We start from the raw sequence: 14202 nt of genomic DNA, 5'->3' as shown, positions 1-14202 counted from the left end.
ACCCGGGTGCCGTCACGACGACAGCGGTGTGTCGGGGCAGCGCGATAATGTCGCGGTATGGGGGTGGCACATTCCGTCGTACCCGGTAGTGAGCGCTGGCGGCAGGCCCGGCGTTTCGTCCGGCTGGCAGCCATCGGGACAGGCGCCACCGCGGCGGCCGCGGTGGCGACCGGTGGGGTGCTTGTCGGCCAGGCCCGCCAGGCCCGCCGGACCATCCCAATGGCCGAGGCGCCGCCACCCCGCTGCGACGGGATGTACGGCGCGAAATTCCCCGGTCCGGCGCTCACCATGGTCGTGCTCGGTGACTCGTCGGCGGCCGGCTACGGGGTGCACCGCCGTCGGGAGACGCCCGGGGCGCTGCTCGCCACCGGCCTGTCCCGCCGACTGCACCGGCCGGTGCGGCTGCACCGCTTCGCGGTGGTCGGCGCCATCTCGGCGGCGCTACGCCACCAGGTGGAGGCTGCGCTGGAGTGCCGACCCGACATCGCGGTGATCCTCATCGGCGGCAACGACATCACCAACCGCACGCCGCGCGGCCTGGCGGTGCGCTACCTGGTCGAGGCGGTGCACACCCTGCGTGACGCGGGGTGCGAGGTGGTCGTCGGCACCTGCCCCGACCTGGGCGCGATCCGCCCGATCCAGCCACCTCTGCGCTGGCTGGCGCACCGCTGGAGCCGCCAGCTCGCCGCCGCCCAGACGGTGGCCGTGGTCGAGGCGGGCGGTTGGACAGTCTCCCTCGGTGACCTGCTCGGCCCCCGGTTCGCGGCCGAGCCGACCCGGATGTTCGCCTGGGACCGGTTCCATCCCTCCGCCGAGGGGTACGCGATGGCCGCCGCGGCGCTCCTGCCGACGATGCTCTCCGCCCTCGGCGCGACCCCGGAACGACGGGCCACACCGACGCGTCGCGACGGCGTACGGTCGCTGCCGAAGGCCGCGCAGGAGGCGGCCCGACACGCCGGCACGGAGGTCAGCGGCGTCCAGGTCCGGGGCCGCGACCGAGGGCCGGCCGGCCGGTGGGCGCAGCTGCGCCGACGGGCGTTCTTCGGTGTCGGCGCGGTGCCGCAGCACGGGTCCGCCTCGGACACCTCGACAGTGGAGGGACTGGCATGAACGAGCGCAGCGCGCGGAGCGTGACCTCCGGCCTGGCCGGCCGACTGGGTCGGGCGGCGGCGTTCTCGCTGCTCGCCGGCACCGTCGGGGGCGCCGCCGTCCTCGCCGGTGAGGCGTTCGTCGCCCGGCACCGACGCTACGCCCAACCGGAGCTGGGCCTGGCCCTGCGCGCCACGATCGGCCGGGCGGGCGCTCCTCCGCTGCGACTCGTGCTGCTCGGCGACTCGTCGGCGCTGGGCGTGGGTGTCGACCGTCTGGAGGACACCATCGGCGGGCAGTTGGCGAACCTGCTCGCCGAGGGCCCGACCGGCCGCCGGGTGCACCTGTCCAGCGTCGGCGTCTCCGGGTCCCGGTCGACGGACCTCGCCACCCAGGTGGCCCGCGCCCTGCTCGGTGAGCGGCCCGACGTGGCGTTGATCCTGATCGGCGCGAACGACGCCACCGGGCTGCGCCGACCCTCCGACGCGGCGGCCTATCTCGGTGCGGCGGTGCACCGGCTGCGTGAGGCGCGCGTCGAGGTGGTGGTGGGCACCTGCCCCGATCTCGGCGCGGTGCGTGCCATCGCGCCCCCGCTGCGTCAGGTGGTCGGCTGGTCCGGGCGTCGGGTGGCCCGCGCGCAGACCACCGCCGTGCTGGAGGCGGGCGGCTCGGTGGTCGACCTGGCCACCGAGACCGGGCCGGTGTTCCGGGCCGACGCGGGGACGCTCTGCCAGGACGGCTTCCACCCCTCCGCCGACGGCTACCGGGTGTGGGCGCACGCGCTGCTGCCGGCGATTGTCGCCGCGGCGGCGGCCACGACCCGGCGCTAGATCGTCGCCGGCCAGGGTGACATTTCCCGCCGCGCCGGCTTCTTCCGCGCCATGTTACTAGCGGGTTAACGTTGGTCCATGCCGATTGAGTCGTCCCGCGACGCCGTCATCGTCGCCACCGCCCGCTCCCCCATCGGCCGGGCGCACAAGGGGTCCCTGCGCGACGTCCGCTCCGACGACCTCGCCGCGACAATCGTCCAGGCCGCACTGGACAAGATCCCCGCGCTCGATCCGACCACGATCGACGACCTCTACCTCGGGTGCGGCCTGCCCGGCGGCGAGCAGGGCTTCAACATGGCCCGGGTGGTGTCCACCCTCCTCGGTCTGGACACTGTCCCCGGCGCCACGCTGACCCGCTACTGCGCCTCCTCGTTGCAGACCACGCGGATGGCGATGCACGCGATCCGGGCCGGTGAGGGCGACGTGTTCGTCTCCGCAGGCGTGGAGATGGTCTCCCGCTACGCCCGGGGCAGCTCCGACGGGCTGCCCCCCGAGGCGCAGGCAGTGGTCGGCGGCGGCTGGGAGAACCCGCGCTTCGGGTCGGCCCGCGAGCGCTCGAAGGGCCGCGCGCAGGGCGGCGCGGAGGTGTGGACCGACCCGCGCGAGGCCGATGAGCTGCCCGACATCTACCTGACCATGGGGCAGACCGCGGAGAACCTGGCCCAGGTGTACGACGTCACCCGCGCCGACATGGACGAGTTCGGCGTACGCAGCCAGAACCTCGCCGAGAAGGCCATCACCGACGGCTTCTGGGCCCGGGAGATCACCCCGGTCACCACGCCGGACGGCACCGTGGTGAGCACCGACGACGGGCCCCGGGCCGGTGTCACACTCGACGCGGTGGCCGGCCTGAAGCCGGTGTTCCGCCCGGACGGTCGGATCACCGCCGGCAACTGCTGCCCGCTCAACGACGGCGCGGCCGCCGTCGTGGTGATGAGCGCCCAGCGGGCCGAGGAGCTCGGGCTCACCCCGCTGGCCCGGATCGTCTCGACGGGCGTGACCGCGCTGTCGCCGGAGATCATGGGCCTCGGGCCGGTCGAGGCGTCCCGGCAGGCGCTGCGCCGAGCCGGCATGACCATCGACGACGTCGACCTCGTCGAGATCAACGAGGCGTTCGCCGCGCAGGTCATCCCCTCCTACCGCCAGTTGGGCATCCCGGAGGAGAAGCTGAACGTTATGGGTGGGGCCATCGCGGTCGGCCACCCGTTCGGCATGACCGGCGCCCGGATCACCGGCACCCTGCTCAACGCACTCGAGTGGCACGACAAGACCATCGGCCTGGAGACCATGTGCGTGGGCGGTGGCCAGGGCATGGCCATGGTGCTCGAACGGCTCAACTGAGCCGAGCCGCCCTCAGAGCGCGCTGCGGGTCGCCGTCACCTCGGCGGCGGCCCGGGTCAGCTCCTCGGCCCCCGGGTCGGCCGCGAGCAGGTCCGCCGTGACCACCCGCAGCTGGTCGGGCAGGGCCAGGTCGTTGTCGAGCCGCGGCACGACCCGACGCGGCTCCGCCCCGGCGTCGGCGGCCAGGTTGGCGATCTCCTGCACCAGGCGGTGCACCAGGTCGGCGCGGGACATGTTGCCGGCGGTCGCGACAGCCGCCCACCGGGGCTGCTGCCAGTGCGCGATCTGACGGACCAGCAACTGCACGGCCTTGTCCAACTCCGCTGCGCTCATCGCCGCCGAGTCTACGGCCGACAGCGACCCGCGCCGGGTCGGGCCGGTCAGCGGCGTAGGTAGCTGAGCAGCCGCAGGATCTGCCAGTAGAGGAAGACCAACCCGGTGAGCAGGCCGAACGCGCTCAGCCACGCGTACCGACGGGCTCGACCGTCGCGCACCGAGCGTTCGACGAGATCGAAGTCGAGGATGAAGCTGAACGCCCCGGCGATGATGGCCACCACCGAGAAGGCGTACGGCAGCCAGCCGACCTCCCCGCTGACGCTGTAGACCGCCAGGCCCGGTCGCCCGGTGATCAGGTACGACACCAGGTTGACCACGCTGAGCACCGCGATGCCGAGCAGGGTGCCGATCACCAGGCGGGCCAGCCGGGGCGTCGCCCGGATCACCCGGGCCCGGTAGAGCGCCGCCATGCCGAGGAAGACGCCGAAGGTGCCGGCCACCGCCTGCACCACGATGCCCGGATAGACCTGCTCAAAGGTGCGGCTCGCCACCCCCAGCAGCAGGCCCTGGAGGAGCGCGTAGCCGACGATCGGCACCGGGTTGGTGATCCCCCGCAAGGAGATGACCAGGACCAGCGCGATCGAGGCGAGCGCGCTGCCGGCCAACGCGGCACCCAACCACACGGCGTCGGGGATCACCGCCCAGGACACCGCCGCGGCCGCACCGGTAACCAGCAGCAACCCGACGGTACGGACCACCACGTCGTCGACGGTCATCGGCTCGACGTCACGGGCGCCGAGCACCCGGGCCTCCACCCGGCCGGTCTCGTCCAGCCGGTTGAGCACCGGGTTGTTGCTGCGCACCGCCGCCTCCTTCGCCCGCGTACCCCTCGCAGTCACTCTGCCCCGGGCGGACCGGCGGCGGCGGGCAAACGGCGCGGACGACGGCGCCCGCCCCCACGACAGTGGGGACGGGCGCCGGTCGGCAGTGCGGACGAGGTCAGTCGTCGCCCTGGAAGTAGCTCAGCAGGCGCAGGATCTCGATGTAGAGCCAGACCAGGCTGACCAGGATGCCGAACGCGGCCACCCAGGAGTAGCGCTGCGGCAGGCCCATCCGGACGCCGTCCTCGATCTCCTTGAAGCTGAGCACGAAGCTCAGCGAGGCGACCACGATGCAGACCAGGCTGAAGCCGATGGCCAGCGGGCTGCCGTCGCGCAGCCCGGTGTTGACGCCGAACAGCGCCAGCACCAGGTTGATCATCATGACCGCGAAGAGGCCGACCATCACCGCGATCATGCCCTTGACGAAGGCCGGGGTGGCCCGGATGACCTTCGCCCGGTAGAGCATCGCCATCAGGAAGAAGATGCCGAAGCTGGCCGCGGCGGCCTGGAGCACGATGCCGTCGTAGGCCGTCTCGAACGCCTTGCTGACCATGCCGACGAAGACACCCTCGACGACCGCGTACGCGATCACGAGCGCCGGGTTGGCCATCCGGGAGAACGAAATGATCAAGCCGAGGACCAGGCCGACCACCGCCGCGCCGATCCAGGCGGTACCGACCAGCGCGTCGGGCACGAGCACCCAGGCGGCCGCGGCGGTGATGCCGAGGATGCCGAGCAGAGCGACAGTCTTGACGACAACGTCGTCGACGGTCATGGGCGCCACGGTCGGCGGCGCGGCCGGGTAATCGGCCTGGGACGGGTACTGCTGGGGAATGCCGGGCTGTCCGTACGGCCCGGCCGGGGCGTACCCGGCGGACCGCTCCCGCTCGGCCGCTTGGCCGAGCCGGGCGAGCACCGGGTTCGAGGTCTTCACTGTCTGGCCTCCCTCAGGGGGTCGTTTGCACGTGAACGTGCCCTCCAAGAGTAAACGGCAGAGCCAAGTCCTGGAGATCACGAATGAGAATGTGTGAGTCGACCGGTGCCCGGGGCGGGGGTCGAACCCGCACGCCTTTCGGCAGCCGCTTTTAAGGCGGCCGTGTCTGCCTTTCCACCACCCGGGCGAGTGGCACCGGCGTGCCGACACGCCTGATGCAATGTCACCGTAGCCGGTCTGCGGCGACCCGGCGTACCCCGCCGGCCTGGCCACATTAGGGTCGATGCCGTGAGCAGCGCAGCCCCCACGGCCCCCGACGCCGCCCCTGAGCAGGCATTCCGCCTCGCCGATCAGGTCAACCGCCGCACCCGGGCCACCCGGCTGCTGGCTGCCGTCCGCCGCCACCGGCCGGACCTGCTGACCGCCCTGATCTTCGCGGTGCTGGCCGGCTGGCTCACCCACGGGCTGTGGCCCGACCCGGGCGGCCGCGTCCTGGCGCTCAACCCGGAGGACCAGACCCTCTACGAATGGTTCCTGGCGGTGGACGCCCGCGCGCTGCTCGGCGACTTCGATCTGCTCACCGACCGGCTCAACGCACCCGACGGCGTCAACCTGATGGCCAACACCACGGTGATCGCACTCGGCATCCTCTTCGCGCCGGTCACCCTGCTGCTGGGCGCACCCGTCACCTTCGCGCTGCTCGCCGCCGCCAACCTCGCCGGCACCGCCCTCGCCTGGTACCTGCTGTTCCACAGGACACTGCGCGCCCGCCGGGTGGCCGCCGCGCTCGGCGGTGGGCTGTGCGGATTCGGACCGGGCATGGTCTCGCAGACCAACAGCCACCTGCACATGACCGCCCAGTGGCTGGTGCCGGTGATCGTCTGGCTGGTGGTCCGGCTGCTGCGGGCGTCCGACCAGGGGCCCGGGGCACCCGACGGGACGGGCCGTGCCCGAGCCACCGGGCCGGACCGTCGGCGACTGTTCACCTCCGCGGCGGGGCTGGCCGGCGCGGTCACCGCACAGGTCTTCATCGGCGAGGAGGTGCTGTTCCTCGCCGCGATCACGCTGCTGGTGATGGCGATCAGCTACGCCGTGGCGGACCGGGACCTGGCCCGCAGGGCGCTCCCCGGGTTCGTCGGCGGGTTGGCGATCGCCGCCGGGCTCGCCCTGCTGGTGCTCGCCTATCCGCTGTGGTTCCAGTTCGCCGGGCCGCAGGGGGTCGCCGACGGGATGTTCACCCCGGCCTACTTCTCCGCCGACCTGAGCAGTTGGTGGACGCTCTCACCACTGTCGGTGGCCGGCAGCGACGAATCCGCCCGGCTGACCACCGGCCCGGCCGAGTACAACACGTTCCTCGGCTGGCCACTGCTGCTGGTCGCCGCGGTCTGCGCGATCTGGGCCGGGCGACGCCGGCTGGTCTTCGCCTGTGTCGTGGCGGGTCTGGTGATGGGGGCGCTCTCGCTCGGCCCGGAGGTGGTGCTCGGCGGCACCAGGACGGCGATTCCCGGCCCGTACGCCCTGATCGGAGGGCTGCCGGTGGTGGACGGGGCGTTGCCGATGCGATTCGCGCTGGCGTTGCTGCCGATCGTCGCGACGCTGCTGGTGCTCGCTGTCGACCGGGCCCTGCGCAGCTCCGGTCGGGCCCGACGGCTGGTGCCCCTGGCCGTCGGCGTGGCACTGCTGCCGATCTTCCCGACCCCCCTGCCGACCGCCGGACGCCCGGCCGTGCCGGAATTCATCAGCGGCGGCCACTGGCGGCAGTGCGTGCCACCGGGCGGGGTGCTGGTCCCGGTGCCGCTGCCCACCCCGAAGGAGCCCTGGCCGATGCGCTGGGCGACCGCCGCCGACGCCGGTTTCGGGCTCCCGGAAGGCTTCTTCATCGGCCCGTACGGACGGGGAGGCACCGCGGCGATGGGCACCTTCAAGCAGCCCACCTCCGCACTGCTGGCAGATGTCGCCAAGCGCGGCGACCAACCGGCCATCGGCGATGAGCAGCGCCGCCAGGCCGCCCGTGACGCGGACTTCTGGGGCGCCTCCTGCGTGGCGCTCACCGACGACGCCCCGCACTCGGAGGCCCTGCGGGCGACCCTGGAGCAGCTCTACGGCCCCGCCACCCGAATCGCCGACGCCTGGACCTGGCGGGTCTAGACCGCCAGAAACCCCGCCGATCCTGCACTTACTGCTCGGACAAGACGTGCCAGAAGGCACATCACGACGTCCGAAAGTGCGAGATCGACGGGGTTGGTGGGTCTGGGGTCAGACGCGGGGCGCGCCGATCGGCTGGGAGGCCTCGACGAACTCCTCGCGCGGGTCGTGCAACTGGCCCAGGGCGACCACCTCACGCTTGAGGAAGAACGCCAACGACCAGTCCACCACCACGCGGACCTTGCGGTTGAACGACGGGATCCGGCTCATGTGGTACGTCCGGTGCATCACCCACGCCGGCCAGCCGGTCATCTTGATGCCGTACACCTGGGCCACGCCCTTGTGCAGGCCGAGGCTCGCCACGCTGCCGACGTGCTTGTGCTTGTAGTTCACCGGCTCGCGGCCCCGGATCACGGCCGTGATGTTGTCGGCCATCCGGGCGGCCTGGCGCACCGCGTGCTGAGCGCTCGGCGAGCAGAAGTTGCCCGGCTCCTTGGTCAGGTCCGGCACGGCGGCGCAGTCACCGGCGGCCCAGGCACCCTCGACCACCTGGTCACCGTTCACCACCTGGAGCGTCGGCAGGCAGGTGATCCGGCGACGGTCGTCGCGCGGGAAGTCGGTCGCGTCCAGCATCGGCGACGGCTTCACACCTGCCGTCCAGACGATCGTGTCGGAGCGGAAGCTGTCGCCGTCGGAGAGCTTGACCACCCCGTCGACGCAGGACTCGAGCCGGGTGTCCAGCCGGATGTCCATGTTCCGCTTCAGCAACTGCTGCACGGTGTAGGCACCCATGTCCCGGTCGACCTCGGGCAGCACCCGCTGGGTGGCCTCGACCAGCACCCAGCGGACCTCGTCCTGCTTGAGCTCCGGGTAGTAGCGCAGGGCGTCGCGAGCCATGTCCTCCATCTCGGCGAGCGCCTCGATGCCGGCGTACCCACCGCCGACGAAGGTGAAGGTCAGCGCCGAACGGCGGACGTCCGGATCCGGCGTGGCAGCCGCCACGTCGAGCCGGTCCAGCACGTGGTTGCGCAGGTAGATCGCCTCGCCGATGGTCTTGAACCCGATGCCCTGCTCGTGCAGGCCGGGGATCGGCAGGGTGCGGGAGACCGAACCCGGGGCCACGATCACGTGGTCGTAGGTGATCTCCCGGGCCGGGCCGCTGATCGGCTGCACGGTGGCCACCTTGCGGTCGTGCTCGATCCGCGTGACCGTGCCGGCCACCATCTTGCACCGGCGCAACTCCCGCCGCAGCGGCACCACGGAGTGCCGCGGGGAGATGTTGCCCGCCGCTGCCTCGGGCAGGAACGGCTGATAGGTCATGTGGGGTTGGGGGTCCACCACCATGACCTCAGCCTCACGGGAGCTGAGCTTCTTCGACAGGCGCAGGGCGGCGTACAGACCGACGTGCCCGGCACCAACCACAAGGATCCGCTTCGGATTCACGTTGTCTATCTTTCCCCGGCCGGCTCAGGTAATCCCGCTCGCGGCCCCCATCTGTGACGGAGCACAACCCATGTGACCTGCGTAACCCTCAATTCACAGCGGTCACCGACGCCGCAGCAGCCAGCCCAGCAACGCTGCCGTCCCCACCGCCACCAGCAGCCCCAGCACGGTCACCCACTGGTATCCGCCCTCACCACCCGTCCCCGCCGCCTGCAACAACAGCACGCCGAGCACGGCGGCACCCAACAGCACGGCGGCTGACCGCACCAACCAGCGCGTGATCAGCTCGGGATCCACCACCGCGTCGTACGGCAACAGCGCGGCCAGCGCGCAGAGGGTGTGACCCAGGTAGAGCAGGGCCGCGACGGCGAGCAGCCGCCAAAGGGCGACCGGACGGCCGTACCCGTCAGTGGCGAGCAGCCACCCGCCGACCGTGACCAACGCCGTGAAGGTCGCCCAGACCCGACGCGGCCCGATCGCGGGCAACAGGGCGGCCACCGCCAGGAAGAGGATCGGCCGGCCGGAAAGCACCTCGGCGGGGAACGCCAGGACGAACCCGGCGAAACCGATAACGAAGATCCCGGCCCGGACCAGCAGCGGGGCCGCGCTGATGCGGGCGACGGCGTTCTGGGCCGCGCGAACCCGCCCGCCGACAGCGTTGATCATCTGCGCCTGCCCTCGTTCGCGACTGCGGGGCTCGCAAGCGCACTCCTCGCGCTCACCGGCCACCCACCCTTGGGGCCGTGGCCAACCTGGCCACATCCCGCAGCACCTGATCCAGGCTGCCGGCGCCGGCCCAGCGCACCACAGGTACGCCGTGCTCCCGGAGCTGCCCGATCATGATCTCCCGATCCAGGCGCCACAACCCGTACGCCACCTCGGCCCAACCCCGGTCCTTCGGCGACGCCAGGTCGGTCGGCAACGTGTCGACCGCCACCACGAACCGCCCGCCGCGGGCCAACCGGGCGAGCATCTGCGCCGACCGTTCGTCCAGCAGCGGGGTGAGCACCACCACCAACGCGTCCGAGGAGAGCAACTGCGGGCCGAAGACCTGGTCGTACGGCTCGTGCGCGGACGCGTGGACCCGGACGTCGAGCAGCCACTCCAGGACTGTCAGGTACTGCCGCCGCCCGGCGGCCGGCCGGAGCCGGCGGGCCGCCGGCCCGTACTCCAGCAGCGAGACCCGGTCGCCACGGTGCAGGTAGTGCTCGGCGATCGCGGCGGTGGCCCGGACTGTGGTGTCCAGCACCGAGGCCGCGCCGTCCACCCCACCGGAGCGGCCCGCCTCGGCGAGCACGTCGAGCAGCACCACCACCTCCGCGTCGCGGTCGGAGAGGGTGGCGGCGACGTGCAACTGCCGGGCCCGCAACGAGACCCGCCAGTCGATCCGGCGCAGCCGGTCCCCCGGGGCGAAGACGCGTACGCCGGCCAACTCGCCGCCCTCCCCGGGTCGGCGGGAGTGGTGCGCCCCGACCAGCCCGGCCGCGCGGGGCATCGCCTCGACCGCCTCGAACGGCTCGGTACGCGGGTACACCCGCACCCGGACCGGCTCGGTGATCACCGCCCGCGAGACCAGCAGACCGCCGGCGGTGGCGACCCGGGCACCGGCGGGGCCGATCGGGTGCCGGCCCCAGCGCAGGGCCCTGCCGGCCAACTCCAGGTCCACCGCCTCGCCGATCGGCACCGAGGTCACGAACGGCCGGTCCGCGGCGGAACGGCCCGGAGCTGGCGCACCGGTCGCCGGGACGGCGCTCGGTGCCCCGTCGCCGACGGCCTCCTCGCCGGCGAAGCCGGCCCGGTCGATCCGCAGCCACGGCGACACGCGGGAACGCATCACCACCAGGTCGTAGTCGACCGTGTCCGGGTTGCCGACGCTCACCGCCGCCGCCACGTCACCGCCCTCGACCAACGGCCCGCCGTCATCCTGGGTGATCCACACCTGTGGCAGCGCCGTGGGCCGTCGACGCAACGCGTACGCGGTGCCCAGCGCGAACGGGGCGGCGAGCACGATCAGGTCCACCCGACCCAGCAGCACGCCGGCCACCAGCAACAGGCCGGCGAGCAGCACCGCGCGGCCGAGCGCCGGGGTGGGCGCCCAGCCGGCAGCCGGTTCCGCTTCGGTGGCCCTCGGCACTGTCGGTCCGGTCATCAGTGCCGGGGCCCGCCGGCGGCGTAGCTGGGCAGCGCGCCACTGGCCGGGGCGGGAGTCGCCTCCAGCACCTCGCCCACCACGAACGCCGGGTCGACCCGGCGCAACCACATCTCCGGGCGCAGGGTGATCCGGTGCGCCAGGGCGGGAGCCGCCACCGACTTGACGTCCTCCGGCACCACGTAGTCGCGTCCGCCGAACACCGCGCGGACCCGGGCCAGCAGCAACAGCGCCAGCGAACCGCGCGGTGAAGCGCCGACCAGCACCGACGGGTGCTCCCGGGTGGCCGCCGTGAGCGACACGATGTAGCGGCCGATGGAGTCCTCCACCACCACGTCCTCCAGGGCAGCCTGCATGGCCCGCAGAGTCGCCGCGTCGACCACCGCCTTGATGTCCGCCTCCTCCCGGCGACGGCTCATCCGACGGCGCAGCACCTCCCACTCCTCTTCGTGCTGCGGGTAACCGAACGACACCCGCAGCAGGAACCGGTCCAGCTGCGCCTCCGGCAGCGGATAGGTGCCCTCGTACTCGATGGGGTTGGCGGTGGCCAGCACGTGGAACGGCTCGTCCAGCTTGTAGGTCACACCCTCCACCGAGACCTGCTTCTCCTGCATCGCCTCCAGCAGCGCGGACTGCGTCTTCGGCGGCGTCCGGTTGATCTCGTCGGCGAGGAGCAGGTTGGTGAAGACCGGGCCGGCCCGGAAGGTGAAGTCGCCGTTGCGCTGGTCGTACAGGAACGAGCCGGTGACGTCGGCGGGGAGCAGGTCGGGGGTGAACTGCAACCGACGGAAGTCCAGACCGAGGGCCTGGGCGAACGAGCGGGCGGTGAGCGTCTTACCGAGCCCCGGCAGGTCCTCCAGGAGCACGTGCCCGCCCGCGAGGATGCCGGCGAGGACCAGCTCCAACGCGTCCCGTTTCCCGACCACGACGGTGCCGACCGCGTCCAGGACCGCCCGAGCCAGGTGCCCGACCTCGGCGGGGGCAATGCTCCGGTCCACGTCGTTCATCAGATGCTCTCCAGTTCGGCGACGATCACCGCGAGGTCGCGCGGCGACGGGGTGCGGCGAGGCGGGGTCTCCAGGAACGTCCACAGGCGTTCGCCCAGCAGGACGCGGGCGCGCGCGGGATCCGACTCACGGGTGACGCCGTGTTTCAGACGCATCCGCTCGTCGGCCAGCTCACCGATCCGGGGCAGGACCGTTCCGGTGAACCGTTCGGGTCGGGTGGCGGACCAGTCCAGGGGCCATTCCCACCTGTTGATCGCGCTACGCAGCGCGTCCCGGGCACCCCAGTTGTAGCTGCCGTCCTCTTCGCCCGTGCCGACCCGACCACCGCCGGGAGGCGGGGGCGGCGGCGCGAGCAGGGCGGTGACCCGGCGCACCGCCAGCACGGCGAGCACCCCGGCGATCAGAACGGGAAGCGAGACCTGGAGACCCACCGCGCGGAGGCCGACGAGCAGGACCGCGACCAGCGCGGCAGCCCACGCGAGCGAGCGCAGCACCGGACGCCACCGGGAGTCGCGCTGCTGCGGACCGGCCGGCGCCGCCTCCTCCTCGAACGCGAGCAGATCGTCGATGCTGGTGCTGCTCATGCGGCCACCACCGCGGTGAGTTCTCCGCGCAGCCGGCCCAGCGCGGCGCGGGCCTGATCCCGGGTGCGTTCGCCGACCGGGTGGGTGGCGTACCGAGCCTCCCGGTAGACGTGCGCGAACTCGGCAAGCACGTCGGTGCTGACGATGGCCGGCACGCCCGCCGCCGGGTCGCCCTGCAACAGCCGGCTGACCAGGTCGGTGGGGGTGTCCCCGGCGAGCCTCGGCACCCCGGCCGCGGCGGCGGTCTCCTCCAGGCGCACCCAGCAGGCGATCACCGCCACCCGGGGGTCGGTGTCCCGGTCGTCGAGCTCCACCAGGCCGGCGTCGAGGGCGGCGACCACCTCGCGAGCGGTGCCCTCGGCGGTACGGCGGGCCCGTTGCGCGGGTAGTGCCCGGGTGGTGCGGCGCAGCGCGCCCCGGATCAGGATCCAGCTGAGGTAGCCGAGCGCGGCGAGGATGGCGAGCCCGAGCAGGACCACCGCGACAGTGCCGACCCACTGTGGGATGTGCGCCTGGGTGGCCTCGCCGGCGTCGCGTGGCTCGATCGGGATGGACGGTGACGGCTCGACGGTCGGGTACTCGGGAACCCAGGGGACGTTGTCCGCCGCCGGCGGGATCCGACTGGCCCCGATCGACGAGTGGGCGGACGCCAGCGCGGCACCGGCGAGCAGGACGGCGACGGCGCCGACCGGCCACCACCGGCGCAGCAGGCCGAGTACGGGGCGCAGCACGCCCGGCTCGTCGGTCGGTGACGGCGTGGGCGGGCGTGTTCCGTCTGTCATCGCCACCACCCCACGCGTCGTCTCAGTCCACTCCGGCCAGCTGCTTAGCCTGGCCGAAGACGTCGTCCAACATCCCTGGTGTCAACCGCCCGGTGAAGGTGTTCTGCTGACTGACGTGGTAGCAGCCCAGCAAGTCCGGAGCGTTCGTGCCGGACCAGTGTGCCCCATGACCGAACGCCGGTCGCGGGCTGGGCGGGCGCTGCCCGTACACCGCACGGAGCACCGGCCACCACGCGGCCCAGGCGAACGCGCCCAGCGCGACCACGACCCGCAGCGTGGGCCGGATCAGCGTGACCTCGCGGTGCAGCCAGGGTGCGCAGGTGTCCCGTTCCAGCGGGGTCGGCTTGTTGTCCGGGGGCGCACACCTGACGGCCGCGAAGACCCGCAGGTCCCGCAGGGTGAGCCCGTCCTCGGCGGCGACGCTTGTCGGCTGGTTGGCCAGCCCGGCCCGGTGCAGCGCGGCGAACAGCACGTCACCCGACCGGTCGCCGGTGAAGATCCGGCCGGTGCGGTTGCCACCGTGTGCGGCGGGCGCCAGACCGAGGATGGCGATGCGCGCGTCTCCGGTGCCGAAACCCGGCACCGGCCGACCCCAGTACTCCTGGTCGCGGAAAGCGGCCCGGCGGGTGCGGGCGACCTCCTCCCGCCATTCGACCAGCCGTGGGCAGGCAAAACAGTCGCTCACCGCCGCGTCGAGGTCGGCCAGGTCGGTCGCCCGCGCTGCGCGGGCGACCACCTGTT

General features: G+C 72.7%; 13 protein-coding genes, 1 tRNA gene and 1 pseudogene. 4 read left to right on the top strand and 11 right to left on the bottom strand.

The window, feature by feature from the left end; translation table 11 throughout:
• Positions 1–57 precede the first annotated feature (57 nt).
• The 3 genes and pseudogenes from ACQP0U_RS04610 to ACQP0U_RS04600 all read left to right on the top strand — a co-directional run.
• Positions 58–1121, top strand: a pseudogene (locus ACQP0U_RS04610) (SGNH/GDSL hydrolase family protein); the annotation flags it as partial.
• A complete protein-coding gene (locus tag ACQP0U_RS04605) occupies positions 1107–1919 on the top strand; it encodes an SGNH/GDSL hydrolase family protein (protein ID WP_433320623.1) in 813 nt (270 codons plus the stop codon). The pseudogene ACQP0U_RS04610 and the gene ACQP0U_RS04605, both read left to right, overlap by 15 nt.
• Positions 1920–1997: 78 nt before the next feature.
• Positions 1998–3260 (top strand): acetyl-CoA C-acetyltransferase, encoded by a 1263-nt coding sequence (locus tag ACQP0U_RS04600; protein ID WP_433316046.1) that lies wholly within the window; start codon positions 1998–2000, stop codon positions 3258–3260.
• Positions 3261–3272: 12 nt separating this feature from the next.
• On the opposite strand, the gene ACQP0U_RS04595 is transcribed toward ACQP0U_RS04600, so the two are convergent.
• From ACQP0U_RS04595 to ACQP0U_RS04580, 4 genes are all read right to left on the bottom strand, one after another.
• Positions 3273–3593, bottom strand: coding sequence for a hypothetical protein (locus ACQP0U_RS04595; protein WP_433316044.1), 321 nt, complete (start codon positions 3591–3593; stop codon positions 3273–3275).
• 47 nt (positions 3594–3640) lie between these two features.
• Complete coding sequence (locus ACQP0U_RS04590; protein ID WP_433316042.1) at positions 3641–4399, bottom strand: Bax inhibitor-1/YccA family protein; 759 nt, start codon at positions 4397–4399, stop codon at positions 3641–3643.
• A gap of 136 nt (positions 4400–4535) precedes the next feature.
• On the bottom strand, positions 4536–5351 hold the full coding sequence (locus ACQP0U_RS04585; RefSeq protein WP_238679755.1) for a Bax inhibitor-1/YccA family protein: 816 nt from the start codon (positions 5349–5351) through the stop codon (positions 4536–4538).
• A 106-nt stretch (positions 5352–5457) separates the two neighbouring features.
• Positions 5458–5538 (bottom strand) — tRNA-Leu (locus ACQP0U_RS04580).
• A 101-nt stretch (positions 5539–5639) separates the two neighbouring features.
• Between ACQP0U_RS04580 and ACQP0U_RS04575 the strand changes: the two genes are divergently transcribed.
• Positions 5640–7499, top strand: a complete 1860-nt coding sequence (locus tag ACQP0U_RS04575) for a hypothetical protein (protein WP_433316040.1) — start codon at positions 5640–5642, stop codon at positions 7497–7499.
• A 108-nt stretch (positions 7500–7607) separates the two neighbouring features.
• On the opposite strand, the gene ACQP0U_RS04570 is transcribed toward ACQP0U_RS04575, so the two are convergent.
• The 7 genes from ACQP0U_RS04570 to ACQP0U_RS04540 all read right to left on the bottom strand — a co-directional run bounded on the left by ACQP0U_RS04570 (position 7608) and on the right by ACQP0U_RS04540 (position 14197).
• Positions 7608–8939: an NAD(P)/FAD-dependent oxidoreductase gene (locus ACQP0U_RS04570; RefSeq protein ID WP_433316038.1), complete on the bottom strand. Its 1332-nt coding sequence runs from the start codon at positions 8937–8939 to the stop codon at positions 7608–7610.
• 102 nt (positions 8940–9041) lie between these two features.
• Entirely contained in the window at positions 9042–9602 is a 561-nt protein-coding gene (locus tag ACQP0U_RS04565; RefSeq protein WP_433320620.1) for a hypothetical protein, read from the bottom strand.
• 55 nt (positions 9603–9657) lie between these two features.
• Positions 9658–11088 (bottom strand): DUF58 domain-containing protein, encoded by a 1431-nt coding sequence (locus ACQP0U_RS04560; RefSeq protein WP_433316036.1) that lies wholly within the window; start codon positions 11086–11088, stop codon positions 9658–9660.
• Complete coding sequence (locus ACQP0U_RS04555; protein ID WP_091394243.1) at positions 11088–12095, bottom strand: AAA family ATPase; 1008 nt, start codon at positions 12093–12095, stop codon at positions 11088–11090. The genes ACQP0U_RS04560 and ACQP0U_RS04555 overlap by 1 nt, the downstream gene beginning before the upstream one ends.
• Complete coding sequence (locus tag ACQP0U_RS04550) at positions 12095–12679, bottom strand: hypothetical protein (RefSeq protein ID WP_433316035.1); 585 nt, start codon at positions 12677–12679, stop codon at positions 12095–12097. Before ACQP0U_RS04550 ends, ACQP0U_RS04555 begins: the two co-directional genes overlap by 1 nt.
• Positions 12676–13461 carry a DUF4129 domain-containing protein gene (locus ACQP0U_RS04545; RefSeq protein WP_433316033.1) on the bottom strand — a complete coding sequence of 262 codons (786 nt, stop codon included), beginning with the start codon at positions 13459–13461 and terminating at the stop codon, positions 12676–12678. Before ACQP0U_RS04545 ends, ACQP0U_RS04550 begins: the two co-directional genes overlap by 4 nt.
• A 22-nt stretch (positions 13462–13483) precedes the next feature.
• Positions 13484–14197, bottom strand: coding sequence for a uracil-DNA glycosylase (locus ACQP0U_RS04540; protein ID WP_433316031.1), 714 nt, complete (start codon positions 14195–14197; stop codon positions 13484–13486).
• Positions 14198–14202: the final 5 nt, after the last annotated feature.

The organism is Micromonospora sp. CA-269861, from assembly GCF_050948505.1.
Lineage (GTDB): Bacteria > Actinomycetota > Actinomycetes > Mycobacteriales > Micromonosporaceae > Micromonospora.
This window is presented reverse-complemented; position numbering and strand designations above follow the sequence as displayed.

What these genes read in the sequence shown, in the direction of transcription:
- ACQP0U_RS04605 (WP_433320623.1), top strand. Translation starts at nt 1,107, where the DNA reads ATGAACGAGCGCAGCGCGCGGAGCGTGACCTCCGGCCTGGCCGGCCGA.
- ACQP0U_RS04600 (WP_433316046.1), top strand. Translation starts at nt 1,998, where the DNA reads ATGCCGATTGAGTCGTCCCGCGACGCCGTCATCGTCGCCACCGCCCGC.
- ACQP0U_RS04595 (WP_433316044.1), bottom strand. Translation starts at nt 3,593, where the DNA reads ATGAGCGCAGCGGAGTTGGACAAGGCCGTGCAGTTGCTGGTCCGTCAG.
- ACQP0U_RS04560 (WP_433316036.1), bottom strand. Translation starts at nt 11,088, where the DNA reads ATGACCGGACCGACAGTGCCGAGGGCCACCGAAGCGGAACCGGCTGCC.
- ACQP0U_RS04555 (WP_091394243.1), bottom strand. Translation starts at nt 12,095, where the DNA reads ATGAACGACGTGGACCGGAGCATTGCCCCCGCCGAGGTCGGGCACCTG.
- ACQP0U_RS04550 (WP_433316035.1), bottom strand. Translation starts at nt 12,679, where the DNA reads ATGAGCAGCACCAGCATCGACGATCTGCTCGCGTTCGAGGAGGAGGCG.
- ACQP0U_RS04545 (WP_433316033.1), bottom strand. Translation starts at nt 13,461, where the DNA reads ATGACAGACGGAACACGCCCGCCCACGCCGTCACCGACCGACGAGCCG.